This is a genomic window from Vagococcus sp. QWL-13 (assembly GCF_058683555.1).
Map to the genome: position 1 here is coordinate 1,589,185 of NZ_CM178746.1, position 26,086 is coordinate 1,615,270.

Below are 26,086 nucleotides of genomic sequence, written 5' to 3' on the forward strand. Positions count from 1 at the left end.
TTTAGAGTGTTTAGTGATGGCAGTAGAAAAATTCTTTACGGGCTTGGTGATTTCAATTCCGTTTTAATCATTTTAATACCATCAACACCATTTGACGAGGAAACAAAAAAATCTGCCTAAGCCTATTGCTTAGACAGATTTTTGATTTTTTGAATCATTTTAGCTTCCGCAAACACAGTTTGACAAAAGATTTTTTAACTAAACAAATACAACTGAGCAATCTCAACTGAACCAATTTGCAGAAAACCGCCTATTATTTTCTGGCGGCCAAAGCAAGGCGGATAGTTTCGTCTACCAGTTCGGACTGGGCATCCACCACCGGGAAACGTCCATTATTAGTTTCCTCTTGCATCAACGACAATTCTGTACATCCCAGCAAAGCCACATCACACTTCTGACCTTCAATCATCTCTTCTAAAATCTCATCATAAAGTGCTGTATTTAAAAAATCATGCTCTTTAATATCCCGATAAATCAAATTGGTAATCTTAGTCTGAATTTCTTTGCTTGGGATAACCGTTTCAAGATTAGGATATTTGTCCAGTTCTTTCTCGTATACCTTGGAATTAATAGTTCCTTCGGTCGCCAGTAGCGCTACTCTCAGTAAAGGCTTTTCATCACCAAATCTTTTCTGAACAGCTTCTACAGCTAAACGGGGCATATGAAGCATGGGAATATCAGTTGCTCCTGCCAGTTCTTCATAAAAATTATGTGCCGTGTTGCACGTCAAAACAAAAAAATCTGGCCCCAGCTGACTATGCTGGCGGATATCTTCTTTGATGGCCAGTGCAGGATTTTTATCTGATTTGCCAATTAAATAAGCTGTCCTGTCAGGCACCGTCGCATGGTTGACTAATACATAATTCAAATAATCCTGATCTGAGGTTGTGGGCGTCCGTTGGTTCAACACATGGATAAAGCTTTCTGTGGCCAACGTGCCCATTCCGCCTAGGATAGTAAAAAAATTTTTCATAGCACCACTATTTCTTTCTAAAATATTTCTTGAAACGTGAATGGTATTGCTGGAACATCCGCTGAACAAGCAGGTAGCGTTTAATAGACATGTCCTCTTTATAGAAAACGGTTGAACCATACTTCCCTTCATTTAAATAGTTCATGGCTTTCTCTTTGTCCGGACCTTCTGCAATATATTCACGGAGAATTTTTTTCGGGACACCAATCCACAACTTGTCTCCTTTGCCGATCAGTGTTTCAGTGAAAGGTTTCTCAAGGACATAATCCTCTACGATATACCTTGCAAGATTATACCCGCCCAATGTGACATAAAAGCTGCTACGTCCTTGACGCAAGTTGATTTCGAACAATTTATATTCTCCATCCCGTGCGTCATACTTCATATCGAAATTAGCATAGCCAGTGTAATTGATACTTTCTAAAAAGCCTTTTATCCTCAGACAAATTTCTTCATTGTAATCAGGCATAATTGCAACATAGTTTCCCACAGATGCTGGTGTGGGATCTTCTAATAACGGATGTCCCAGACACATCATCCTTACCTTATGATGCTGGTCCACATAAGCATTGAGCACCCGCATCCGCGAATCATCTCCTGGAATAAAATCCTGTGCAATCATTTCCGAAGTGTAACCGGCACGATAAATTTTCTCAATGATTGTGTCGAATTCTTTTTGAGTATCGATGATGAAAGCTTTTTTGCGTCCTTCAAAATCAATGTCCAGCCACTCCACACTATCAGCAGGTTTTAAGGCCACTGGAAATTCAAAAGGCAAGGAAACTGTAGTATTTTCTTCTGCCAGCTGTTTCGTAATAATCAGCGTTTTTGGATAAGGCAGATTGTATTTTTCACAGGTCTCATAAAAAGAAACTTTATTAGACAATAATGCCTGTGTTTCTAAATCTACTGTCGGACAAATAAATCGCTCAGAAAGTTCTTCTTTATATTGTGCGATTAGTTCTGTATAACCATCACCGCAAGGTATCAACAGAAGCTTGCGCGGGTCATTTTTATATTGTGTCATTAATTCCCTCATGACTTGGATAAATCTTTGAGGGTCGTCAAAACCATCGTGTGCATGCACACGGACAATCTTGCTGTATTTTGTTGCAGATAATTCCCCAGCCCCATGAGCTTCGGAAATAATGCCATATTCTTCGTAGAAGGAACGAGCCATTCCATACACATTAATATCACTGCCAAGCAAAATTGGTTGAAATCGCTCTTTGACTTCCTTACTCACGCTCAAACCCCCTTTTTTCCAACCACTCCAAGACCACATTGACATCACCAAGATAATCGACTTTTTTCGTGCCGATGATTTGATAACAGTCTACACCTTTGCCGGCAATGATGACTACATCTTCAGCAGAAGCATCATCCAATGCCTTCTCGATTGCCGACTGCCGGTCAATAATCGTTTGGCTTTGAGTGGAACCTGTCAATGATTTTTCAATCACTGCGGCGATTTCTGAAGGATCCTCTGTTCCGGGATCATCAGAAGTTAAATAAACATGATCAATGTATTTTGAAATTACCTCTCCAAAACTAAACCGGCGGGTCTGTGCCTTATCACCTGTGCTTCCAATAACAAGCCTTAACGTCTTGTCTGGGTATTCTCCCACAATAAAGGACAAAAGCATATCTAAGCTTAAATGATTGTGGGCATAATCGATATAAACCGGGAAACCATTCTTCACTTGAATTTTTTCCATTCTGCCGGGAATCGTTGTTTTTTTGATGGCTTCTTTGAAAACGGAGGTTTGTTTGTTCAAGATAAGAGAACAAGCCATCAATGCACTTACAGCATTGCTTTGATTAAAGGCACCCTCCAATTGAATGTCATAAGTCCCCTCTAAATTCAACTGACTATCTTCAACGGAAAAACTTTTGCTGTCAAAAGTTTTAAAATGTACGTCTGCTTGTTGGGAAATCCCTGAATAGGTCCAAAAATCATCTTTATGATATTCGCTGACTTCTTTCAGAAAATCAGCATAATCACTGTCCATATTTAAGATCATCTGTCGGGAATGATGGAACAAGCGGCGTTTGCAATAAAAATAATCATCAAAATCAGGATGTTCGATTGGACTGATATGATCCGGAGAAATATTTAAAAAGACACCAATATCATAAGTCAAACCATAAACACGCTCCTGCTTATAGGCCTGAGAAGACACTTCCATCACTAAGTGGGTGACACCGTTATTGAGCGCTTCACGCATCATACGATACAAATCCAAAGATTCGGCTGTCGTCAATTCAGACGTAAATGTTTGATCACCGCCCAAATGTGTCTCCAGTGTAGAAAACAGTGCGGCTTTATTGCCGGTGGCCTGTTGTAAAATAGAATGACAAAAATAAGCTGACGTGGTCTTCCCTTTAGTCCCTGTATAAGCAATAATTTTCAATTCATTTTGAGGGTAATCATAATAATTCATGCTGATGATCGCCATGGCTTTGCGAATATCAGTCACGATAATGGCAATGCAGTCCTCAGATATTTTTTCGTAGTACCTGTCAGACACATAGACCTTCGCACCTTGCTTTATGGCACTTGACAAGTAGTCTTCTTTAAAATTTAGACCCTTGCAAAAAAACAAAGAATCTTTTGTTGCTTTTCTCGAGTCGTAAGTCATACCGGCTAAAGAAATATCGAGAAGTTCTTCTGGCAATTTATAGTACCATGAACCTTCAATGATGATCTCTTTTAAAATATTACTTTGTCGTAAGATTTCTAAACTTGCTTCTAATTTTCTCATCTTATCGCCCTCTTTCATACTTAAAATAGTATATCATATAACCGAAAAATCCAAAACTATTCTTGCAAAACAAAAAGGTTAAGAGTCTCCTTAACCTTTTGTGTCTAAGTTCTCGTCAATAAAATAGACTTTGTACCAAACCAAAAAAGTAAAAATCGTCCAGATTTTACGACGTTCATCTATTTTTTCATTGAAATTATCATCCAGCAGCTGAAGGATTTTTTCTTGATGAAAGAACATACCAGCAAAATCAGCTTCAAACAAATTGCGAATGTCCTTGTAGAATTTTTTTTCTCTCAACCAGTCTTTTATCGGAACAGGAAATCCTAATTTTTCCCTGTCTGCCCATTCATCGGGCAAATGCCGGTTGGCAGCTTTTCTGAAAGCATACTTTGTATTCTCTTCGTTGATTAAATATTTTGTAGGGATACGCTCCGCCAGTTCCATCATGCGTATGTCCAATAAAGGTGTTCTTGCCTCCAAAGAATGAGCCATCGTCATTTTGTCGGCTTTGAGCAGAATATCTTTAGGCATCCACTGATGCATGTCCAAATATTGCATTTTTTTGACTTCAGGCAAATCCGGGACTTTTTTGTACTGACGTTGCACAATATCATTCACACTTTCGCTGTCATGAAAAGGTTCCTTCAAATAGTTTTCAGCTTCCTTTTCGTCAAAAACGAATGCTTGACCGATGAAAAAATCTTCCGCCGGTGCCAATGACTTGTATAAGTGCATGGAACCTTTGAAATTCGGCATTTTTTTGATCGTTCTTGCCAGACGGTAACGTGATTTTTTCGGCAGTTTTTTTAATTTCTCCGCAAACACCCGCACAACTTTAGAACGTGTGGCGAAACCGTAATCTGTATAGCCGGCGAACAGCTCATCGGCTCCTTCTCCAGACAAGACCACTGAAACTTTTTCACTGGCTAACTCTGAAAGAAAATACAGCGGCACACAAGATGGATTTGAAGCTGGTTCATCTAAATGGTATTGAATCTTAGGGAATTTTTCAAAGGCTTGATCCCCTGTCACCACTTTCGAGTAATTTTTCAAGCCAAGTTTATCTGTTAGTTTTTTAGCTTCATGGGATTCGTTGTAAGTTTTGTCTCCGAACCCGATGGAAAAAGTATAGTTTGGACGGGCTAATGCAGTAACAAAGCTGGAATCCACTCCGCTGGACAGGAATGTTCCCACTTCCACATCACTGACTGAATGGGCAGCAACAGACTCCTGCACTGCTTCGTCAATCAAATCAATGGCTGTTTCCAGTGTCATTTCTTCTTCACTGAATTCTGCATCCCAGTATTCAGTCAGCTCCATCTCATCTCCCCGGACAAAAAAATAGTGTCCTTCTGGGATCCGGAAAACATTTTTGAAAAACGTCTCGTCAACTGCCGAATATTGGAAAGTCATATATGGTTTTAGAGCTTTGGGATTTAGCTCCTTCACAAAATCCGGGTGATCCAAAAAACTTTTTATTTCTGAGCCAAACATAAATGTGCCATTTTGATGATAGTAATAAAATGGCTTGATGCCGAAATGATCTCTCGCCCCAAATAATTCTTGTTTCTCCCGATCCCAGATTACAAAGGCGAACATCCCCCGCAAATGTTTCACAATTTCTGTTCCATACTCTTCGTAGCCGTGTAAGATAACTTCTGTATCTGCCTTAGTTTTAAAAATATGCCCTTTTTCTATTAATTCTTCGCGAAGCGTTTTAAAATTATAAACTTCCCCGTTGAAAATAATAACTTTAGTGTCATTCTCACTATAAATCGGCTGACTTCCGCCTTCCAAATCCATAATACTCAACCGGCGGAAACCAAAGGCAACATCTTCATCAACAAATTGTCCTGCACTATTCGGTCCTCGATGGACGATTCGATCCATCATTTTTTGAACAATTTTGTGTTTTTCATCTATAGAATATCGATTATTTATAAATCCGGCAATGCCACACATAAATTTTACCTCGTTTTCGTTTTCTTTCCCGGGAAAGCCTGTCTCCCCTAGGAATCAGCCGTTTCATTATAGCATAAAACATTTTATTGATACAGTAGAAGAGATGGATTTTTTGCCCTTTTTAATATTTTCTTATGGCATTTTTTTCTGACAGCCTCGTTCATTTCTGCCCGTTTTGTTTAATGAAACCGAAAACAACTCTAATACAATCAGTCAAGCCCTTTCACCATTGCCCTCCGAATTAATATGATAGTCATGTTTTTCCTTGACAGCCATTTTTTTGATGGCTGCTTCTCCTAAATCAATCTGCATTATTTCTGACAAGCCAGCAAATAAATCGCCATATCAGTCAGTTTCCTGCTTATCGTTTTTTATAAGCATCAAATACTTCTGCCAGCTCTCCGTAGAGCAGCAAAAATTCCTTTTCGATACTACTGATATTGAAACCATGAGACAGTTTGTTTGCATACACCATTTTTTGCAGGGTTTTAAAATCCATTGCTGCTTTCCGTTCAAAAAATCTTTTTTTACTATTTTGAAAATTCAATGCGGTCACCAGTAAAGCAAAAAAAAAGAGTGATAAACACTCTTTTTTTACTTTCTAACGTTGTTTTCTTTTATAGGTTTCGAAGGAATGGGAATATTTATTTTTTTCATCCAGTGTCCCTTCGCTGATATCGATCATCGTCCATTCATCCCAATCCACATCTGGAATATAGGTATCTCCTTCAAAGCTTTCATGAATGACTGTCCGGTAGATAATATCACAGTATGGCAAAAAAGAATCATAAACTTTCGACCCGCCTGTGATAAAAACAATGCCGTCATAATTTTTTTCATAATTCAGCACTTCTGCAATGCAATGCATCACGATTGCATTGTCAGCTTGATAGTTTTTATCCGTCGTCAAAATAATCGTCTGTCGATTAGGCAACGCTTTTTTATTCATTCCTTCGAATGTTGTGCGTCCCATTACGATAGTATTATTTTCTGTGGTATTTTTAAAAAATTGTAAATCATTGGGAAGATGCCAAGGCATTACATCTTCTTTACCGATCAACCCATTTTCATCTTGTGCCCAAATTGCCGCTAACATAATTTTGTATCCTCCCAAAATAACTTCCCGCTAAACCGCAATCGGTGCTTTGATCGCTGGATGGGGTTGATAATTTTCAATTTGAATATCTTCCATTTCAAAATCAAAAAGCGATTTTTTCTCCTGATTTAATTTTAACACAGGGAAAGGACGAATGTCCCGTGATAATTGTTCTTCGATTTGCGCCACGTGGTTATTGTAAATATGGGCATCGCCAAATGTATGAACGAATTCCCCTACGTCAAGCTGTGCCTCATGGGCGATCAGATGAGTCAAAAGTGCATAACTGGCAATGTTGAAAGGAACACCCAAAAATACATCTGCACTTCGTTGATAAAGCTGGCAGCTTAACTTTCCATCTGCCACATAAAATTGAAAAAGAGTGTGACATGGCGGTAAGGCCATCGTCGGAACATCTTCAGGATTCCACGCCGACACAATCAGCCTTCTGGAATCAGGAGAATGTTTAATCATTTCCACAACGTCTTGAATTTGATCGATGGTTTCTCCATTTTTCGTTTGCCAATGCCGCCACTGAGAACCATAGACATTACCTAAATCTCCGTAAGCTGCAGAAAAATCATCATCAGACAAAATCTTTTGACAAAACTTGTCTTTCTCCAGCAAATAAATTTTGCGGAACCCTTCATCTTCAGCAGCCCGCAAACCAAAATCTGTCATGTCGGGACCAGTATAATCCGCACTTTTCACGTAACGTTCAAAAGCCCATTCGTCCCAAATATGATTTTTATGCTGGAGCAAGAAACGGATATTAGTATCCCCTTTTAAAAACCATAACAATTCGCTTTTTATGAAACCAAAAGGCACTCTCTTAGTCGTCAACAAAGGAAAGCCTTTTTGAAGGTCGAAACGCATTTGGTGACCAAAAATACTTTTAGTTCCGGTTCCAGTGCGGTCGCTCTTTTCTACCCCTTCATCTAATATTTTGCGGCATAGTGCCAAATAATTTTCTTCCATTACGAATTCCTCCCTTTCTAGTCCTCCGCAAACTCGCTTAAATATTCCCAACGGTCCAGTTTATAGGCGATTTTCTCCTCCACTTCATCCACTTGAGTTTGAAGCAGATGAAGTTTTTCAAAATCACTAGTTTGTAAATTCATCTCTTCTTGCAGTTTTTCAAGCTCTTGTTCCAATTCATCGATTTCAGTCAAGATAACATCCCATTCTTTTTTCTCCATGTAAGTCAATTTAGTTTTGACGGATGGTTCTTTGGAACTTTGAAGATTTTGTTTCTTTTCAGATTTCTTGAACTGTTTTTCATCAGTTTCATCTGCCAAAGCTTCATTTTTTTCTAAAAAATCGCTCATGGAACCAAAATACTCAAGTATCTTACCATTTCCTTGAAAAACAAGCAATTTTTTCATTGTTTTATCTAAGAAGTAACGGTCATGGCTGACTGCGATTACCGCACCTTCAAAATCATTCAGGTAGTCTTCTAAAATCGTCAGCGTGTCGATGTCCAAATCATTGGTCGGCTCATCCAACAGCAAAACATTGGGTTGGGCAATCAGCAGTTTCAGCAGATACAGACGCCGCTTTTCCCCGCCGGAAAGTTTTCGGATTAGTGTTCCGTGTGAATTTCTTGGAAACAAAAATCTTTCCAGCATATCAGGTATACTCACAACACCATCAGTAGCCGTCCGGACTTCTCCGGCAACATCTTGCAGATATTTGATGATTCGGACATCTTCAGGAATTTCTTCAGTCTGCTGGGTATAATAAGCAAGCTTGACAGTTTCGCCCAGTGTGACGATACCTTTGTCTGGCGCAAGCTTCCCTGAAAGCACATTCAATAAAGTTGATTTACCGGAGCCGTTTTTCCCAGTGACACCTAACCGTTCATTCCCCTGAATCAGCAAGTTGAAATCTTTTAACAGGCACTGATCCCCCATCGTTAAGGAAATATTTTTGGCTTCGATGACTTTTTTACCTAAGCGGGTGGTGCCGATATTGATATCCACTTGCGCTTTTTCCTGAGATTGGTTGAGTGTGTCCTTTAACTCATGGAAACGGCCGATTCTCGCCCGCTGTTTCGTCCCCCGAGCCTGCACACCGGCACGCATCCAGTCTAATTCCTTTTTATATAATTGTTTTCTCTTGTGCTCTGCCGTTGCTTCCGAAGCTTCTCTTTCACTTTTCTGTTCCAAATAAACTTGATAGTTTCCACGGTATTCATAGAGTTTGCCAAAGGAGAGTTCAAAAATCCGGTTGGTTACCTTGTCAAGAAAATACCGGTCATGGGTGACTAATAAAATAGCCCCGCGGTATTGTTTCAAGTAACTTTCAAGCCACTGAATCGCTTTATAATCCAAGTGGTTGGTAGGTTCATCAAGAAGAAGGAGATCCGCTTCCTGAATCAAAGCTTGAGCCAGCGCCACCCGCTTTTCTTGACCACCTGACAAATTTTTTATCTTTTGTGAAATATCACTGATTCCAAGTTTTTGCAAAATGGTTTTAGCATTAGTATCTGCCGTCCAAGCATCTTCTTTATTCATTAATTCTTCTGCTTGAATATAGCGTTTTTGAGCTTGGGGATTTTGACCGTCCTTTTCCAGCTCTTTCAATGCAAGTTCGTATTGCTGCACTGCTCTCAGCACAGGGGACTCTCCTGTAAAAACTGCTTCAGCAACGCTAGCTTCCCCATCAAAAGACGTTGTTTGAGACAAATAGCTTGTAGTAAAGTCATGGGGATGCTTCATCTCCCCGGCTTCAAAGGTATCCTTACCCGCCAAGACATTCAACAAACTGGTTTTTCCTGTCCCATTGATACCAATCATACCAATCCTGTTATTGGTATGTATTAAAAAAGAAATATCATCGAACAATAACTTGTCGCCATAACTTTTACTTAAGTTGTCAACTCTCAATTCTTTCAAGATATCACATCATTTCTATACAATGTCTTCCTTATTTTAACAAATTATCCTTTTCCTCACAATTCTAAAAAAGAACAAGAAATATTTGAGGACAACTTCTCTATAATACATCATTCCTAGCCATTAATATAGGGAGAATAAGACATAAAAAAAGAAAACAGCTTATTTACTCAAAAAAACTGGAAAGACCTTCTCTTTCCAGTTTTACAATCTATTTATATTTCTTCGCCGTAGACACTGGCCACCGTGTTATTAGCATCAATCACGATATACAAGTGACCGTTTTTGCCAATCTTCGTGCTCTGGTATTTGTTGTCCAGTCCTTCTTGACCAGGAGTACCTTTGTCCAAATACGGGAAATAAATTTGTTCGGATTTTCCGTCATCAAATTGGATATCTATTTTTAAAATATCTTCATATTTCAATGCTCTCTGGAACATCCCCAACTCCAAACCGCCTAGATTAATATCATCTGTTTGGACATGATCAGCTTCTTCAAACAATTCTATTTTGATGCCTTCGCAAGGTCTGATTTTTTGGAAATCTCCCCCGTTAATTCTGCCATAGCTGGTAGTTACTTGTTTGATCCAAAGATCTCCGATGAACTCCCGTTGAATAGTCCAAGTTTCACCATTTCTGAAATAAAATTTTAACGCAGTCATCTCTTTTGTCATTGTTCTGGCTCCTTCACAATTTATATGTTCATAATATCACAAAGATTTTAAATTACAATATCTTTGTGAAAAATATCATCCGATTATAATTTTTCTAAGAATCGCTGGCGATTAACAGCAACACGCTGATGGGTACCGGAAGCAATCAGTACATCCTTTTCGTACACCTGGATTTTAAAATCAAACCGCTTTTTATCTTGCTTGACCAGCTCTGCAGCAACTGTCACTTTGGCACCAATAGGGCTTGCTTTTAAATGTTTCACATCTATGGAAATCCCCACTGTTGTTTCATCAGCAGTTAACGAGTCGAAAATCATCTCTTTACAAGCATTTTCAGCAAAAGCAATCAAAGAAGGTGTTGCTAAGACCTCCAAATCACCTGAGCCCACAAATGATGCTGCATGATTTTTTTCAACTAAATATTCTTTTTTATATTGTTTCATTTGCACTCCCCCTTTCTAAAACGTATTTCATCAGCCTTTCCGGTTCATTAGGCAAGGCTTTGAGAACGACTTTTTCTTCGACTTCCTGTAATAATTCTCCCAGCCAAGGACCAGGTTTTTTATTGGTCCAGGTTAAAACATCGGAGCCGCTGATCGACAAATCCTTCAAAGAATGTATCGTTAGACCGTCATAGCAAGCTAGCGCCTCTGATATCCGGTTGGGCTGGCCCGTTAACACAAGCATTTCTTCTGTCATAATGACTTCTTCCCGTGACAATGGATAAATCATCAAAGGAACCCAGAAATCATGCAAACGATAACGATAAGCTGGTAAAATTGCTGTCACAGTTTTGATCAGCTGGTTGGAAAGTTTCCACGCTCTCAAGAATTTTACAACTTCTTTGTCTGTTAGTTTTAAAAAATGAGCAATAATCGACCAAATAACCGCTTCTTTTTTTATTTCTTTTTCTGGAAGGGTCATCAACTCAGTCAATCCGGCTAAATGATTGGAAAATCCCGGGCAGCACTGATAAAGTTCGCACTCCAAAAAAGGAATCAGTCCAATCGTTCTTTTAGCTTCTGTCATTAATTTAATAAATTCGATCTGAATACGTTCCACTGAAACATGATGCAAGAGTGCATGATGATCTTTGATAGCTGTCAAAGTTTGTTCTTCTATAGAAAATCCCAGCTGACTGGCAAAACGTACCGCACGCATCATCCGCAAAGCATCCTCATGGAAACGCTCCTGTGGTTCCCCAACCGCCCGGATAATCTTTTTTTTCATATCTTCCTGTCCGCCGAACAAATCGATCATCTGTCCTTGGGTGGTCATAGCTAAAGCATTGATAGTGAAATCCCTCCGCTTCAAATCATCTTCCAAATGTCTGACGAAAACCACCTCGTCAGGACGTCTGAAATCCTGATACCCTGACTCTGTCCTAAATGTTGTGATTTCATATTTATTTTGATGGTAAAGGACCAACACCGTACCATGTTCTATGCCGACATCGATGGTGCGGGGGAATATAGCTTTGATTTCTTGTGGAAACGCATTTGTCGCAATATCGATATCATGGATAGGTGTTCCCAGCAAGAGATCACGGACACATCCCCCTACAAAATAAGCCTCGAAGCCAGCTTCTTTGATTTTAGCCATGACAGGAATTGCCTGTTCAAATTCAGTCGGTAACTTGTGCCCCATGACGTTCTTCCTCACCATCCATCTCTGATAATTCATTTTTATTTTTTCTCAAAAAACGATTTTTATCTCTTGTTCGAAATTTTTTCATATTATTATGAAAAACCTCAGTTAAATCTATCCCTAAAGAATTGGACATAATAATTGCAGCAATCAGCACATCTCCGATTTCTTCACCAATCGATCGGCGGTGCTCCTCAGGCTTTTTTTGTTTGTCTCCAAACTCGTGGTTTAATTCCCGGGCCAACTCCCCTACTTCCTCAGTCAGTGTGGCTAAGAGAGACATCGGCGGGAAATAACCTTGTTCAAATTGCTGGATATAGGCATCGACTTCTTGTTGAAGTTCTTGAATGGTCAAATCTCCCTTTTCTATTTCCAAAAAAGCCCTCCTCCCATATACATTTCATTCTATCAAAAGCAGTTGCTTTTATAAAGAAAGCTGCACCAAAAGGGCAACAGCCTCTTGCAGCTGTATTTCTACTTTTTATTATTCTTCATGCAAATATTCACTTAATTTTTCAAACATTTTGATATCTTCTTTTTCCAGTGCTGCATCCAGTTTGAGCCGGAGTTGTTTATCGTAAAACTCCTTTTCCAATGAATTTAGAAAATTATCCATATCTTCGGAAGAATAATCCAAATCGTAAACATTCCAGGAGTAATGAGGATTGTCTTCCAAAACAGCCAGATACAACTCGTTTTTCCACTGATCTTTAAATAAAAATTCTACAAATAAATCATATTGCCAGTTCATTCGTATTTCATGGAAAATCTGTTCAGCATCGTCAAAATCTACCGTATATTTATACATTTCAAAGGGTTCCAGATCAAAGGTATTGTCTGAAAATCTCAAGCCTCTGGGAGTAGTTTCTGCATGCTCTACAATCCGTACCTTTTCCAAAATGTTTTCATGACCAATCAGATAATCAATCAGCCAGTAAGCCTCTCGCTCTCTGAACGCAACATTTTCCATCACCCATTGCAAGAATTCTTTTTTCGCTTCCAGGTTAATCATGATTCTTCATCCTATTCTTCAAGTAAATCATAAACTTCAACATCGTCAGGCACTAATACCAAATACTGATGAAGGATATTATCTGCTTCCTTAACATTTCCTTCTTCTCTCAAAAACAAGCCGAATTCTTTCATAAATTCCGGGTCATCGGACAATCCCTCATAAGCTTTCCGGTATTGTCTGCCGGCTTTTTCATACTCTTCCAACCCGTCATAGGCTTTGGCTAAACTCCAGTGTCCCTGGACATTCATCAACTCGCGGCCTTCTTCCAACAAGTCCAGCACTTCTTCATACTTTTCCTGAAATAAAAATAAGTTGCTTAATTTGATTAGTGTCAGCTCTGTATCTTCTTCAATTTTTAATGCATCCAGCAAATACTCTTCTGCTTCATCCAGTCGATGATGTTGAAAAGCAAAATCGGAAGCCAAGTGGTACAGTGAAAGGTCATATGGATTTTCTTTTAGTCCTTCTTTGAGCACTTCTTCAGCTTCATCTTTCATATTTTCATCTATCAGCACACTGGCGAGCGGCACGTAAACGTTTAGATAAGTATCCCCCATGAAACGAACTTCCTGCAGCAATGGAATGGCCTTTTCTCTTTCTCCCAGCTGATTATAAAGAAGGGCTAAAAAGTACAGCACCTCGTCTGATCGTTCAACAGACAGCTCATTTTCAAAAAGAGTAACAGCTGTATCAAATTCCCCTGTCTGACTATAAATCATAGCCATTTTCTTAGGCAGCCTTGTCTGGGCAAATTCTTCAAACCCCTCTTGGAGAAGTTGCTGATAATAAGCCAACGCTTCAGGATATTTATCTATTGCAAAATAAAATTCTGCCAAAGCAAACTTGATTGCCGGTTCGTCAGGAAGGATGGTCAGAGCTTCTTTTAATTTGCTTTCACTGACCTCCGGTGCATCAATAGTCAGGTATAAATCTGCCGCCACCAGCAAGCTTTCCGGATAGCCGGGATCATCTTTTCTGACATGGGATAAATAATCTAAGGCTAAATCTATCTCGTCTTCTTCAATGGCAATTTCTGCCAAAGAGATGTTCAATGTCCGCTGATTGGGATTTTTTTTACTTAACTGATGGAAAATCTTTTTTGCTTCATCCAAAAAACCCATCCTCAGCAGCTCGTCTCCTAAACTTTCTAAAATTTCCTCGTCATCGAAACGCAATGCTTTTTCTAAAAATATCTCACTTTGTACGTAGTCATCATTATCTATCGCTGCTAACATCTGTTCACTATATGCTGTCATTTCCTCACCTCTGCTACACACTATTATAAACTAATCAGAAGAAATAAGCACAAAGTAAATCTCATTTCCCTTGATTAGTAAAATTACGACAAAAAGAAAAAACTAGCCAGCTGAAACTGACTAGTCTTTATATATCATTATTTTACAGCGTCTTTTAATGCTTTACCTGGTTTGAATGCAGGTACTTTGCTTGCTGGGATATCAATTTCCTCACCAGTCTGCGGGTTACGACCTTTACGTGCTGCACGGTCGCGTACTTCAAAGTTACCAAAACCGATAACTTGTACTTTTTCACCGTCAGATAAGAAGTCTTGAACAGATGAGAATACTGCATCAACAGCTGCTGTAGCATCTTTCTTAGTTAAGTTAGTTTTTTCAACAACTTTTTCAATCAATTCTGCTTTGTTAGCCATGTGTTTGTTTCACCTCCGTAAATTATAAGATGTTGCCATCTTTTGTTTCTACAAACCAATGTTGAAAAATTGATGAATCAATATTTCATTATCAAAGATATCACAGAAACATTGTCTTATCAAGGAATTTAACCATTTTGTTTGAAATAATTGAGAAAGATATGAATTTGATTAAAATATTGATTTTTATTTTCTCCGCCGTGGAATAATGTGTATCGGTGTGCCTTCAAAAGGAAAAGCTTTGCGAATTTGATTTTCCAAAAAACGTTTATAGGAAAAATGCATCAGCTCTTCTTCATTGACAAATATCACAAAAGTGGGCGGTTTGACACCTACTTGTGTAGCATAAAATATTTTTAAACGTCTGCCTTTGTCTGTCGGTGTAGGATTGATAGCCACCGCGTCCATAATAACATCATTCAGGACAGATGAGGAAACTCTCAAATTCTGATTCATACTGATTGCTTCAATCATTTCAGGCAACTGTGACAACCGTTGTTTAGTCACAGCGGAAACAAAAATAATTGGTGCATAGTCTAAATACTTGAACTCTTCACGCACCTTCGTTTCAAATTCCTTCATCGTGTTCGTGTCTTTTTCAATCAGATCCCATTTGTTAACCACGATGAGGATTCCTTTTCCTGCTTCGTGAGCAAAGCCGGCAATCCGTTTATCGTACTCTCTGATGCCTTCCTCCGCATTTAAAACCATCAAGACGATGTCTGAACGGTCAATGGCACGCATGGCACGCATGACGCTGTATTTTTCTGTACTTTCATAGACTTTTCCGCGTTTTCTCATGCCTGCTGTATCAATCATAACAAAAGGCTGACCGCTTTCCGCAGTGAAGGACGTGTCCACAGCATCTCTGGTAGTCCCGGCAATATCTGAAACAATCACTCGTTCTTCCCCTAAAATCGCATTAATCAAAGAAGATTTCCCTACATTGGGACGGCCGATCAAACTGAAGCGGATGGTGCCGTCATCAACGTCTTCTGAATTGTCTTTAAAGAATTTCACTGCCTCATCAAGCAAATCACCTAAACCTAAACCATGACTGCCTGACACCGGATAAGGTTCACCTAATCCTAAAGAATAAAAATCATAAACATCGGCACGCATTTCAGGGTTATCTACTTTGTTCACGGCTAATAGCACCGGCTTTTCAGTCCTGTGAAGGAGTCGCGCGATCATCTCATCAGCATCTGTCACACCTTCCCGGCCGCTTGCGACTAAAATGATAACATCGGCCTCGTCCATGGCTATTTCAGCTTGGTATCTGATTTGTTCCATGAAAGGCTCGTCACTGATTTCTATACCGCCTGTATCAATGATATTAAATTCTCTGCCTAACCACTCGCCCACAGCGTAGATTCGATCCCTAGTGACTCCCGGGGTGTCCTCCACAATTGAAATTCTTTCTCCTGCAATACGATTAAACAAGGTGGATTTTCCTACGTTAGGTCTGCCCACGATTGCAATTGTTGGGTTTGCCATTCATTTAACTCCTTTCTTCCTTTGATAACTATACTTGGACATACATAAAATAGCCTAGGCTTCATTCATCTCAAAGCCTGACTATTTTTAAACAATCACTATTGATGATGGACTGCACCATTGTAGTTTACCTAAATGAGAGCTTCCATGCAAGAAAATTCTTCTTGCCACACAAAAGCACCGCATAGTTCATGCGGTGCTCAACGGAATGCTTATTCCTTTTCTTCGGTGATATCAGTTAATTGTTCTCCCACAATGTCCCCTAAGGTAAATCCTGACTCTTCTTCTTTTTCGAAGGTCTCATAGGATTCTTCTACAGGTTCTTCTTTTTCTTCCAACGCTTTGATACTCAAAGCGATTCGGTGTTCCTCAGGTTTGACTTCCAAAACTTTAACGGTGATTTCTTCGCCCTCTGTCAACACCTCGTGAGGGGTTGCAATATGTTTGTGAGAAATTTGCGAAATGTGCACCAACCCTTCAACACCAGGGAAAACTTCCACAAAAGCGCCAAAGCTGGTCAAGCGTTTGACGATTCCGTTCACTACTGACCCTACGGCAAGTTTATCTTCTATGCCGATCCAAGGTCCCGGTAAAGTTGCTTTGATGGAAAGTGAGATTCGCTCATTTTCTGCATCAATGGAAAGAACTTTCACTTCCACTTCTTCACCAGCTTTTAGGACATCAGAAGGTTTTTCAACGTGTGTGTGGCCGATTTCTGATACGTGGACCAACCCGTCGATGCCTCCCAAATCAATAAATGCACCAAAATCAGTCAATCGTGCCACAGTTCCTTTGATGACAGAACCTTCCTCAATCTCATTCAGCAATTCTTTTCGTTGTTCAGCTTTTTCAGCTTCAACTATTGCTTTGTGAGAAAGAATCAGCCGATTTTCCGACGGCTCGATTTCAACAATTTTAAAGGTCATTGTCTTGCCCTTGTAATCAGAAAAATCTGATACATAGTGATCTTCCACCATGGATGCCGGTACAAAACCACGGACGCCGGTGTCTACGACCAAACCACCTTTTACAACATCGGTAACGGGTGCTTCGATGGTATTCCCTGCTTTGAAATCTTCTTCGATTTCCTCCCAAACTTTTTTAGCGTCCAAGCGACGTTTGGACAATAAATAATTTCCGTTTTCTTTGTCTTTTCCGATTGTAGTAATCACAACCAGATCCAAAATGTCGCCGACTTTAACAAGCTCATTGATGTCTTCGACAGGAAAAGTCGACAGTTCTTTTAACGGAACTACCCCTTCTTCTCCAGTACCTAAGATTCCAACAAGTGCTTGCTTGTCTTCAAGCTGCAGTACCTCTCCTTTGATGATGTCGCCAATCTTCACCTCTTGAACACTTTCGAGAGCATCCAACATTGAAGTATTCTCCGTTTGTTCTTTTTCAAATTCTGACATGACTAATGGCCTCCTAACCAACAAAAAATTTCTATTTACATTGTATCTTATAAATCGTGGGATATCTAGTAATACCCTTATTTTTTTAAAAAACAGCTTAGATTTCTATATTTTTTTCTATTTCTGCCACAACTTCTTCAATGGTCATGCCAGTTGTATCGATTTTGATGGCATCCTCTGCCTGAATCAATGGTGAATTTTCCCGATGAGTATCTTTATAATCCCGTTCAGCAATTTCACCTTTTAAAACATCAAAATCCACTGTCATCCCTTTAGAAATGTTTTCCTCGTACCTTCTTCTGGCGCGTTCCTCCACACTGGCGACTAAAAATATTTTCAGTTCAGCTTTTGGCATAACAGCCGTCCCGATGTCCCGACCATCCATCACCACACCACCGTCAGCACCCATTTTCCTTTGTCTCGAAACCATTTCTTCTCTGATTTTTTTATGGGCAGACACTTCAGAGACATTATTGGTCACATCGTCTCCACGAATCTCTTCCGTCACATCCTCGCCATTCATCCATACCCGCTGCTGCAACGAATCATCAGAGGTAAAACTGATAGTCGTCTGGTCCAGCAACGAAAGAATTTCAGCTTCGTCTGCAGCCGGGATTCCCTCTTTTAAGACTGCATAGGTCAGTACCCGATACATTGCCCCCGTATCCACATAAATATAATTTAATTTTTTCGCCAACAATTTAGCTACCGTACTTTTCCCCGCCGAAGCCGGGCCGTCGATGGCTATGCTAATCTTTCTCCCCATTAAAACGCCCCTTATCTTCTAGTCATTCAGTTAAAAAAAAGCCGTTGTTACGGCTATTTTTATTGTAATCTTAACTGCTGATTGATAGAAATCTCAGTACCGCTCAGTCCATTCAACTGCTGCAATTGTTCCACAGTCAAACCATTATTTCTTGCGATGCTGTATAAAGTATCTCCTGGTTGAACCACATGGATACCTCCAGATGGTGTTGGTTCAGGAGTTGGCGCTGGTGTAGGTTCGGGTTCCGGTGTTGGTATTGGTTCTTGCACATTAACATCTTCTTCCGGTTTCTGAGTCGTTTCTTTGGTTTCTGTTTCCTTAGTAGTTTCCTCAGTCTTCTTTGTGCTAGTTTCTGAGGTTTTTATTTCAATCTTATCCTCTTTTTTGGCAGTTGGTGTTCTATTGTCTGTTGCTTTTACAAAGATATATATCACCAAAAAAGTGATAGCCAGCAACATCACAACTAAAAGTGTGATAAACCCAGCATTCCCTTTGGATTCCTTGCCTTTGTTCCTCTTTTGTGTCCTTGAAGCATTTGAATCATATTCAGTTTCATATATCGGCTGTTCCCATGGTTTTTTTTCATTGTCATTCTTATCCACAAATAATTCCTCCTTGTAGATTAATTATCTAATCTAGCAAATGGTTTTCATAACTCCTATCCATCTTACAATATTTCAGTACAAATATCCAATCCTAAAATAACTTTTTTAAGATTTCTTTTGAATTTTGTAATTTAGATTCTTTTTTGTTCGGCTGTATGTCCCTAAGACCGATGGGATAGTCAGTTATTTCCTGATTGCAATTATCGCAACAAACTTCTTGTTGGTGCTTTGCTGTTTCAGAAAAATAAGATAATATTTTTTCACGCCTGCAAGACGATGTCACTAAATATTCTTCCATCAATGTAAGTTTATGGTTTTTTTCTTGTAAACGTGACTGGACTTTTTCTTGAAGTTGATGAGCAGGTTGATTCTCTGCTCGAGAAAAGTCATACCATTTTTTCTGTAAATCAGAAAAATGATTTAAAGCCATCCCCTCATTATTTTTAGTGAACGGAAACAGTTGGGTAAATTCATCGATTTCTTTGGCCAACTCTTTTTGAAAATATCTATGTACCGCCCGATCCTGTTCCAAATACAGGACTACAGAAAGAGTCTGCAGACCGTCCCGTCCTCCCCTGCCGGACTCTTGGATAAAAGATTCCAAACTGTCTGGAAACTGGTAATGAATGATATAGCGAATGTTCGGTTTATCAATCCCCATCCCAAAAGCACTGGTGGCAACTAAAACATCCAATTGGTCGGTCAAAAACTGCTGTTGAATGGCAGAGCGTTCCATGCTAGTCAATCCGCCGTGGTAATAGGCGGTATCAAGCGGAGTATTTTTAGAAAGCCAGCGACTGACTTCTTCAGTATCACGGCGGGTATTGCAGTAAATCAGCCCGGGGCCAGAATATTTGGAACAAAAAGAATTCAACCACAAAAGTTTTTCTTCTTCTGTGTTCAACTTTTCCACATCATAAAAAATATTCTCCCGGTTGACTGTGTGTTGGATCATCTGAATATCCTGCCCTAAAAAAAGTTTTTGACGGATGTCCTCTTTTACAGTTTCTGTGGCGGTGGCAGTCAGTGCTAAGATTTTCTTTGCACTCAGATGCTGGGCAACCACAGCCAATCTTTCATAGTCAGGGCGAAAATCAATGCCCCATGTAGAGATACAATGGGCTTCGTCCACCACAAACAAACTCACTTCCAACTGCTTTAACCGTTGTAATATTTCGTCTTGAAATAATGATTCGGGAGTAATAAAAATAAATTTGTACTTAGCTAACCGGGATAAAACCCATTGTTTTTCGTGGAGGCTTAACTGACTGCCAAAGGCGACCACGTCCTTTTCCCCAGTTCGCTGCAGCTGTCTGACCTGATCCTCAATCAATGAAAGCAGAGGCGACACCACAACTGTAGTACCAGAAAGCAGATAACTTGGCAATTGATAACACAGGGATTTGCCGGTACCGGTAGGTAAAACGGATAAAACATTATCGTCCGATAAGATTTTCTGAATCGTTTCTTCCTGTCCTTTTTTAAAAGACGAAAAACCAAAACGCTCTTTGAGCAATAGATGAATTTTTTTATTCATCAGCTTTCACCATCCCTCTTACCCGCCAGATTTGATAAAGGCGCATCTCAAAAAATGATACATCCGGATATGATTCCTGAATCATGGATATTTTCCAGTCGCGAAAATCTGGCCAGCTTTCTTCTGCTGCTAATAATATCTCCCTAATTTCAGGAGTCAGCACATCTGCAAAAGGAAATGCCGGGTCGATGATGGCAAATTCAACCAAATGATCCAAAATCGTACTTTTTTTAAGCCGTCTAAGTTTGATTAATTTATCAATATTTTTGATTTGCAAGTAGGATTGATAGGTTTGATAAGCACTTTGATTATAGTTGGGCACATCTGCCAGCTGATATAAACTATACATGATGGGATAGGCTTCTTGAAAATTATTTATAATAGTCAGCACTGAATGGATGCAATGGCGATGAAATAGTAAAAGTTCAAACTGACCAAAGCCCAAAAGACTGCCAAGCTGTTGGTAAGTTTTTCCCACCACTCCGGCACCTGTCAGCTGATTAGTCAAAAAATCCCCTTCCAACTCCGGCAACGTTGCTGCCAATTGCTGCCATTCTGACGTAAAGCCTAGGATAAATTTTTCTTTAGAATGCTTCTCCAGCTGATGGGCCAGCCATTTTTTTAATTGAAAATGTTTGTAGGGATTATTCTCCACCGGCACATAGGAGGGATTACCAGCATTTAGTTCCGCTGTCACTTGGGTAGAAAATAATAAAAAATCAAAAAAAGACTGCCATGATTTCCCGTAAGTAAAGTAATCTAGTTTGGCATAATTAACCAAGTCAGTCGTTTGCAGAAAATTTTTCCCTTCATTGGTGATGCCGCCCTTTTCATCTGTCACAGTCAATAAATTTTTCTTCACTAAACTATTTATGGAACGCTGGAAAGTTTCTTTATCCAGTTTAGGCAATACACCAAAGTAAGGCAGCTGTCCGTAGAAATGTCCGTAGCACAAAATAGAGGACGTCCTCTTGCCGATCAAAAGCTGATAAAGTGTACTGATTCTTGCCTTGTAACCATGAGTGAAGAGCGTTAAAATAAATGTATCAAGACTCATTGTCATTGAAATACCTCTTTTTAAGGTGATTGAGTTGCTAACTAGAATTATACCAGAAAATTGTATTGCCTGCGGTCTTTGCCAAGTCAAAGCTCCGGATATTTTTGATTATGATGCTGCTGGTATCGTGATTTTTAAAAACGATCCTGAGGCATTGAGCCAAATGATTCCCAGTGAACAAAGGGAACAGTGTCTGTCAGCATATAAAAAATGTCCCACAAGGGCAATCATTATCGAAAAAGAAAAAACGGCACCCGAGAACTGATTGGGGTGTCGTTTTAATTTTTATATTTTTATTGTAAATGATGACTGAGGTTTTGTTTCTTCTCTAGCCAAGGCAACAAGTTTTTACGGACAAGTATGAATGCGGTACTCACGATGACCGCCTTAATCAAGTTAAAGGGCAATACCCCGAACATGATGTATGAAGCCAATGTCCCCGGCAGTTGGAATCCCATGAATTTAGCATACACAGGCAAGATAAAACTATAATTTGAAAACATCATCACCGATGTCATCAAGAGGGTTCCCAAGATTAATCCTCCTGCAAGTTGTTTCGTCGTTGCTTTTTTATTTGATAGGAAATAAACTGGCAGCACGAAAGAAATTCCCGCTAAAAAGCTTGCCAAATCCCCTACCATATTAGGAACGCTTATCCCTGTGGTTAGAAAATGCAAAACCGACCGAACAGCTGCAATCCCTACGGCAGCAAAAGGACCGAATATATAGGCCCCAATCAATATTGGAATCTCACTAAAATCGACTTTCATAAATGCATACGCAGGAATGACAGGAAACGATAAAAACATTAATACATACGCGACAGCACCTAGCATGGCAACTCCTACCATACGTTGAATCTTACTTTTTCTCATACAACTAATCCTCCTAAAAGGATTCATCTCCACCGAACTTTAACATCTGATAGTTTTTCAAGGGTCGATTTCAATAAAAAAAGCTATTTTCTGTCCACGGGCAGAAAATAGCGAGAAATCTTACTTGATACTTCATCAAATAAGCCCAATCCTCTTTATACCAGACTATACTGTCGGTTTTGGAATTACACCAAATCAGCTATTTCAAAAAGAAATAGTTCGTGGACTATCACCACCGGTCGGGAATTACACCCTGCCCCTGAAGACGAACCTTAATATTTAATTACTTTTATACTATAACAAAATTTTTTGTCCTAGACAAGTCTTCTGTTTCTACCTTAGTTATCAAATGCTAGGCATCAGACTGATTCAACAGTTCTTTGACTTCCCTTGCAGACAGACTTCGGTATTGACCAGGTGACATGCCTGATAAATCCAAGGTACCTAAACGCTCTCTTTTTAATTTCATCACGGGAAAACCGATTGCATCAAACATTTTTTTCACTTGATGGTTCCGTCCTTCATGGATAGTCAGTTCCACGATTGCTGTCTCTGCTTTTTTGTCTCTTGATAAAACCCAAGCCTTGGCAGGTGCTGTTTTCCTTCCGTCAATTTTGATGCCTTTTTCCAATTCCCTTAATTGTTTTTGGGTTGGCAGACCTTTGACTTTTGCCACATACACTTTAGCTACTTCATTTTTTGGGTGAGTAATTTTATTCATGAACTCTCCGTCATTGGTCAGCAATAATAATCCTGATGTGTCATAGTCCAAACGTCCCACCGGAAAAATACGCTCTTTAACCCCCGGCAATAAATCTGTGACAACTTTACGACCTTTATCGTCACTGACTGCTGAAATAACTCCTCTAGGCTTGTAAAGCAAGAAATAAACATTCTTTTCTCTAGTTAGAGGAATCCCGTTGACTTCAATCAGGTCTTTTTTTGACACTTTGACCCCCATTTCAGTCACTACTTTTCCGTTTACTTTTACTACACCTTGAGCAATCAGCTCTTCTGATTTTCTACGAGAGGCAACACCGCTTTGAGCCAAAAATTTTTGCAGACGCATTTCTTCCATTTATTTATTCACCTGTTCCTTCTTCAATATCATTTTTTTCACTAGACAAGTTTTTTTCATCTAAGCCGGGTATTGCAGCAGCTGGTCTTTCTTCAGCTGACACTTTCTCAGTTGATGTATCATCATAGCTGATTACCATTTCTTTAAGAGCCTCTGTATCATGAATGCCCTGTCCCTCAAGTTGTTTTTTAAATTTATCAAAAAATAAATCACTTGGGAGTTCCTCTGTCAATTCTTCTTCCATTTCTTCCACTGAAGGCAAATCATTGATTGTTTCCAGACCAAAATAATTCATAAAATAAGAGCTTGTGCCGTATAAAATAGCCCGCCCCGGTCCGTTCACACGACCTTTTTCTTCAATCAGCTGACGGGCCAATAATTTTTGCACAGAGCCAGTGGACTGGACACCGCGGATTTCATCAATTTCCATCCGGGTTACAGGCTGTTTGTAGGCAATAATCGAAAGAGTCTCTAAAGCTGCCTGGGACAGGTGATTGGACATGGGAGACTGGGCATATTTTTTTAAGACATCTGCACATTCTTTTTTAGTGGACAATACAAATTGATTGCCTACTTCTAAAATATGCAGGGCGCAATCCTTATCTTGCTGATATTTATGCTCTAAAAAACGAATACTTTCAAAAACTTCCGCCGTCTCCTTCTTTAACAAAAAAGACAACTCATCTAAAGAAATCCCTTCCTCTCCTACAACAAATAAAAGAGATTCAATTTTTCCGTATAAACTCATCATTCAGTCTTTACTCCAGTTCTTCCGAATAAGTGTATAAATAAATAGGTGCACGGTGATTCTTCTGCTGTGCTTTCACCCTACGCGCCTTAATTAATTCTAGCAGCGCCATAAAAGTAGTCACGATTTCACTTCTTGAATAAGTCACAAATAAGGACTCAAAAGACAGTCCTTGATTTTCAGGTAAATCCTCCATGGCGTGTTCAATGAATTTAATTTGTGCCTCGATCGAGAGTGTATCGGCAGTGATCGTGGTTTCTTTCGGCGCACGTAGTTTACTGCGCTCCAAAACATCATGGAATGCCAAAAACAAATCAATGGTGCTGACTTGGTCTGGTTTTAAAGGTTCGATTTCTCCTTTATAATCACTTAAATCTAACGGCTCTTTCGTGTAATAAAGACTTCGCTCTGCCTCTTTATCTTTGAGCACGTCTGCTGCATACTTAAACTTCCGGTATTCCAATAATTGTGCCACTAGAGCGTCCCGAGGGTCTTCACCTTCTTGTTGATCCAAATCGTCTTCCAAAGCTAACTCTTGTTTCGGCAGCAACAGTTTGCTTTTGATCGACATCAGCGTTGCCGCCATGACGATGTACTCTCCTGCAACTTCTAATTGCAAATCTTTCATAGATTGAATGTAATTCATATATTGTACAGTGATTTCTGCGATGGGGATATCATAAATATCTATTTCTAACGTCTTGATTAAATGGAGGAGTAAATCCAAAGGACCTTCAAAGACGTCTAATTTTACTTTCAAAGTTTCCATTGAATCACCCTTTCCATGTTTAAGCCGTTAGTATTATAACACATCAAGACAAGAAAATTAAATTTCTCTACGCGCGGGGGAAATATTGTTTATAAACTTCCGCCATACGTTTCTTAGTGATATGAGTGTAGATTTGAGTGGTTGAAATGTCTGCATGTCCTAGGAGTTCCTGAACCACCCGTAAATCAGCCCCGTTTTCCAGCAAATGTGTGGCAAAACTATGCCGAAGAGTATGCGGCGTCACCTTTTTAGTGATTCCAGCCTGAAAAACATAAATTTTTAAATTCTTCCAGATTCCTTGTCTGGTGAAACCATTTCCCCGATGATTTAGAAACAGAAAAGGTACGGACTTCCCTTTGTTTAACAGTTGGGGACGAGAATGGGTCAGATATTGCTCTATCCAATAGATAGCATGGTCTCCTAAAGGGATGATTCTCTCTTTATTTCCTTTACCAATCGTCTGAACTAAACCAAGCGACAGATGTAAATCATCCATTTTCAAAGAAATCAATTCAGTCACCCGCAAACCAGTGGCATACATCACTTCAAAAATAGCTCTGTCCCGCAAACCAAGGGGTGTTTTAGTGTCAGGTGCTTCAATCAATTTTTCAACTTCCTCTAAAGACAGTGTTTTCGGTAATTTTTGCGATTTTTTGGGAGTTTCTACATATTGCATCGGGTCGTGGTCAGTGAGTCTTTCAATCCTTAAAAATTGATGAAACTTCCGCAAAGTAGACACCATTCGAATACTGGTGGCGGAAGATTTCCCTTCATCTGAAAGTTTTTTCAGGAATCCCATCACATGGTAGCGGTCGACCGTCTGCCACTCTTTAACATCCATACTTTTTAAATATTTAAGATATTGAACCAAATCACGCTGATAGCTTTCAATCGTGTTTGCCGAAAGTCCCCGTTCGATTTTTAAAAAATGAATATAGTCTTGGATAACATCCATCATCTGACATTCCCCCCTTTTCAGTTTGTATTCCACAGTTTATTTTATTTCCGATACATATATTATGTCAACTAAATAAAAAA

At 39.4% G+C, this 26,086-nt stretch carries 26 protein-coding genes, 1 pseudogene and 1 riboswitch; of the genes and pseudogenes, 1 reads left to right on the forward strand and 26 read right to left on the reverse strand.

Annotation, left to right across the window (positions count from 1 at the left end):
• Nucleotides 1-253: 253 nt before the first annotated feature.
• The 21 genes from AC4PHI_RS07405 to AC4PHI_RS07505 all read right to left on the reverse strand — a co-directional run bounded on the left by AC4PHI_RS07405 (nucleotide 254) and on the right by AC4PHI_RS07505 (nucleotide 21,584).
• Nucleotides 254-973, reverse strand: a complete 720-nt coding sequence (locus AC4PHI_RS07405) for an aspartate/glutamate racemase family protein (RefSeq protein WP_492199281.1) — start codon at nucleotides 971-973, stop codon at nucleotides 254-256.
• A gap of 7 nt (nucleotides 974-980) precedes the next feature.
• The gene (locus AC4PHI_RS07410) at nucleotides 981-2,258 is read right to left on the reverse strand and encodes a carboxylate--amine ligase (protein ID WP_492199282.1); all 1,278 of its coding nucleotides are present in this window, start codon (nucleotides 2,256-2,258) and stop codon (nucleotides 981-983) included.
• A complete protein-coding gene (gene murE, locus AC4PHI_RS07415) occupies nucleotides 2,212-3,738 on the reverse strand; it encodes a UDP-N-acetylmuramyl-tripeptide synthetase (protein ID WP_492199283.1) in 1,527 nt (508 codons plus the stop codon). Before murE ends, AC4PHI_RS07410 begins: the two co-directional genes overlap by 47 nt.
• A gap of 90 nt (nucleotides 3,739-3,828) precedes the next feature.
• Nucleotides 3,829-5,703: an asparagine synthase (glutamine-hydrolyzing) gene (asnB, locus tag AC4PHI_RS07420; protein WP_492199284.1), complete on the reverse strand. Its 1,875-nt coding sequence runs from the start codon at nucleotides 5,701-5,703 to the stop codon at nucleotides 3,829-3,831.
• A 361-nt stretch (nucleotides 5,704-6,064) separates the two neighbouring features.
• Nucleotides 6,065-6,202 (reverse strand): nucleoside triphosphate pyrophosphohydrolase family protein, encoded by a 138-nt coding sequence (locus tag AC4PHI_RS07425; RefSeq protein WP_492199285.1) that lies wholly within the window; start codon nucleotides 6,200-6,202, stop codon nucleotides 6,065-6,067.
• Between the two features lie 102 nt (nucleotides 6,203-6,304).
• Nucleotides 6,305-6,799, reverse strand: coding sequence for a dihydrofolate reductase (locus AC4PHI_RS07430; RefSeq protein ID WP_492199286.1), 495 nt, complete (start codon nucleotides 6,797-6,799; stop codon nucleotides 6,305-6,307).
• Between the two features lie 30 nt (nucleotides 6,800-6,829).
• Nucleotides 6,830-7,777: a thymidylate synthase gene (locus AC4PHI_RS07435; RefSeq protein ID WP_492199287.1), complete on the reverse strand. Its 948-nt coding sequence runs from the start codon at nucleotides 7,775-7,777 to the stop codon at nucleotides 6,830-6,832.
• A gap of 17 nt (nucleotides 7,778-7,794) precedes the next feature.
• A complete protein-coding gene (locus AC4PHI_RS07440; protein WP_492199288.1) occupies nucleotides 7,795-9,696 on the reverse strand; it encodes an ABC-F family ATP-binding cassette domain-containing protein in 1,902 nt (633 codons plus the stop codon).
• A gap of 215 nt (nucleotides 9,697-9,911) precedes the next feature.
• Complete coding sequence (locus tag AC4PHI_RS07445) at nucleotides 9,912-10,370, reverse strand: hypothetical protein (RefSeq protein ID WP_492199289.1); 459 nt, start codon at nucleotides 10,368-10,370, stop codon at nucleotides 9,912-9,914.
• Nucleotides 10,371-10,453: 83 nt separating this feature from the next.
• On the reverse strand, nucleotides 10,454-10,813 hold the full coding sequence (locus tag AC4PHI_RS07450) for a thioesterase family protein (RefSeq protein WP_492199290.1): 360 nt from the start codon (nucleotides 10,811-10,813) through the stop codon (nucleotides 10,454-10,456).
• A complete protein-coding gene (locus AC4PHI_RS07455; protein ID WP_492199291.1) occupies nucleotides 10,800-12,017 on the reverse strand; it encodes a CCA tRNA nucleotidyltransferase in 1,218 nt (405 codons plus the stop codon). Before AC4PHI_RS07455 ends, AC4PHI_RS07450 begins: the two co-directional genes overlap by 14 nt.
• On the reverse strand, nucleotides 11,995-12,372 hold the full coding sequence (locus AC4PHI_RS07460) for a nucleotide pyrophosphohydrolase (protein WP_492201559.1): 378 nt from the start codon (nucleotides 12,370-12,372) through the stop codon (nucleotides 11,995-11,997). The genes AC4PHI_RS07455 and AC4PHI_RS07460 overlap by 23 nt, the downstream gene beginning before the upstream one ends.
• 129 nt (nucleotides 12,373-12,501) lie before the next feature.
• A complete protein-coding gene (locus AC4PHI_RS07465; protein ID WP_492199292.1) occupies nucleotides 12,502-13,029 on the reverse strand; it encodes a YpiB family protein in 528 nt (175 codons plus the stop codon).
• An 11-nt stretch (nucleotides 13,030-13,040) separates the two neighbouring features.
• Nucleotides 13,041-14,288 carry a tetratricopeptide repeat protein gene (locus tag AC4PHI_RS07470; RefSeq protein ID WP_492199293.1) on the reverse strand — a complete coding sequence of 416 codons (1,248 nt, stop codon included), beginning with the start codon at nucleotides 14,286-14,288 and terminating at the stop codon, nucleotides 13,041-13,043.
• A gap of 137 nt (nucleotides 14,289-14,425) precedes the next feature.
• Entirely contained in the window at nucleotides 14,426-14,701 is a 276-nt protein-coding gene (locus tag AC4PHI_RS07475) for an HU family DNA-binding protein (protein ID WP_126806127.1), read from the reverse strand.
• 186 nt (nucleotides 14,702-14,887) lie between these two features.
• Nucleotides 14,888-16,198 (reverse strand): ribosome biogenesis GTPase Der, encoded by a 1,311-nt coding sequence (gene der, locus AC4PHI_RS07480; protein WP_492199294.1) that lies wholly within the window; start codon nucleotides 16,196-16,198, stop codon nucleotides 14,888-14,890.
• A gap of 212 nt (nucleotides 16,199-16,410) precedes the next feature.
• On the reverse strand, nucleotides 16,411-17,613 hold the full coding sequence (gene rpsA, locus AC4PHI_RS07485; protein WP_492199295.1) for a 30S ribosomal protein S1: 1,203 nt from the start codon (nucleotides 17,611-17,613) through the stop codon (nucleotides 16,411-16,413).
• 97 nt (nucleotides 17,614-17,710) lie between these two features.
• Nucleotides 17,711-18,379, reverse strand: a complete 669-nt coding sequence (gene cmk / locus AC4PHI_RS07490; protein WP_492199296.1) for a (d)CMP kinase — start codon at nucleotides 18,377-18,379, stop codon at nucleotides 17,711-17,713.
• Between the two features lie 59 nt (nucleotides 18,380-18,438).
• Nucleotides 18,439-18,981, reverse strand: a complete 543-nt coding sequence (locus AC4PHI_RS07495; RefSeq protein ID WP_492199297.1) for an SAG1386/EF1546 family surface-associated protein — start codon at nucleotides 18,979-18,981, stop codon at nucleotides 18,439-18,441.
• A 94-nt stretch (nucleotides 18,982-19,075) separates the two neighbouring features.
• A complete protein-coding gene (locus AC4PHI_RS07500) occupies nucleotides 19,076-20,521 on the reverse strand; it encodes a RecQ family ATP-dependent DNA helicase (RefSeq protein WP_492199298.1) in 1,446 nt (481 codons plus the stop codon).
• Nucleotides 20,514-21,584, reverse strand: coding sequence for a YpbB family protein (locus AC4PHI_RS07505; RefSeq protein ID WP_492199299.1), 1,071 nt, complete (start codon nucleotides 21,582-21,584; stop codon nucleotides 20,514-20,516). Before AC4PHI_RS07505 ends, AC4PHI_RS07500 begins: the two co-directional genes overlap by 8 nt.
• Before the next feature lie 28 nt (nucleotides 21,585-21,612).
• Between AC4PHI_RS07505 and AC4PHI_RS07510 the strand changes: the two genes are divergently transcribed.
• Entirely contained in the window at nucleotides 21,613-21,843 is a 231-nt protein-coding gene (locus AC4PHI_RS07510) for a ferredoxin (protein ID WP_492199300.1), read from the forward strand.
• A 28-nt stretch (nucleotides 21,844-21,871) separates the two neighbouring features.
• Here AC4PHI_RS07510 and AC4PHI_RS07515 read toward each other — a convergent pair whose 3' ends face one another.
• From AC4PHI_RS07515 to xerD, 5 genes and pseudogenes are all read right to left on the reverse strand, one after another.
• A complete protein-coding gene (locus AC4PHI_RS07515) occupies nucleotides 21,872-22,453 on the reverse strand; it encodes an ECF transporter S component (RefSeq protein ID WP_492199301.1) in 582 nt (193 codons plus the stop codon).
• Between the two features lie 144 nt (nucleotides 22,454-22,597).
• A riboswitch (FMN riboswitch) is annotated at nucleotides 22,598-22,724 on the reverse strand.
• A gap of 81 nt (nucleotides 22,725-22,805) precedes the next feature.
• The gene (locus AC4PHI_RS07520) at nucleotides 22,806-23,522 is read right to left on the reverse strand and encodes a pseudouridine synthase (protein ID WP_492201560.1); all 717 of its coding nucleotides are present in this window, start codon (nucleotides 23,520-23,522) and stop codon (nucleotides 22,806-22,808) included.
• 193 nt (nucleotides 23,523-23,715) lie between these two features.
• A pseudogene (gene scpB, locus AC4PHI_RS07525) lies at nucleotides 23,716-24,279 on the reverse strand (SMC-Scp complex subunit ScpB); the annotation flags it as partial.
• Between the two features lie 10 nt (nucleotides 24,280-24,289).
• Entirely contained in the window at nucleotides 24,290-25,048 is a 759-nt protein-coding gene (locus tag AC4PHI_RS07530) for a segregation/condensation protein A (protein WP_492199302.1), read from the reverse strand.
• A 67-nt stretch (nucleotides 25,049-25,115) separates the two neighbouring features.
• Nucleotides 25,116-26,006, reverse strand: coding sequence for a site-specific tyrosine recombinase XerD (gene xerD, locus AC4PHI_RS07535; RefSeq protein WP_492199303.1), 891 nt, complete (start codon nucleotides 26,004-26,006; stop codon nucleotides 25,116-25,118).
• Nucleotides 26,007-26,086 lie beyond the last annotated feature (80 nt).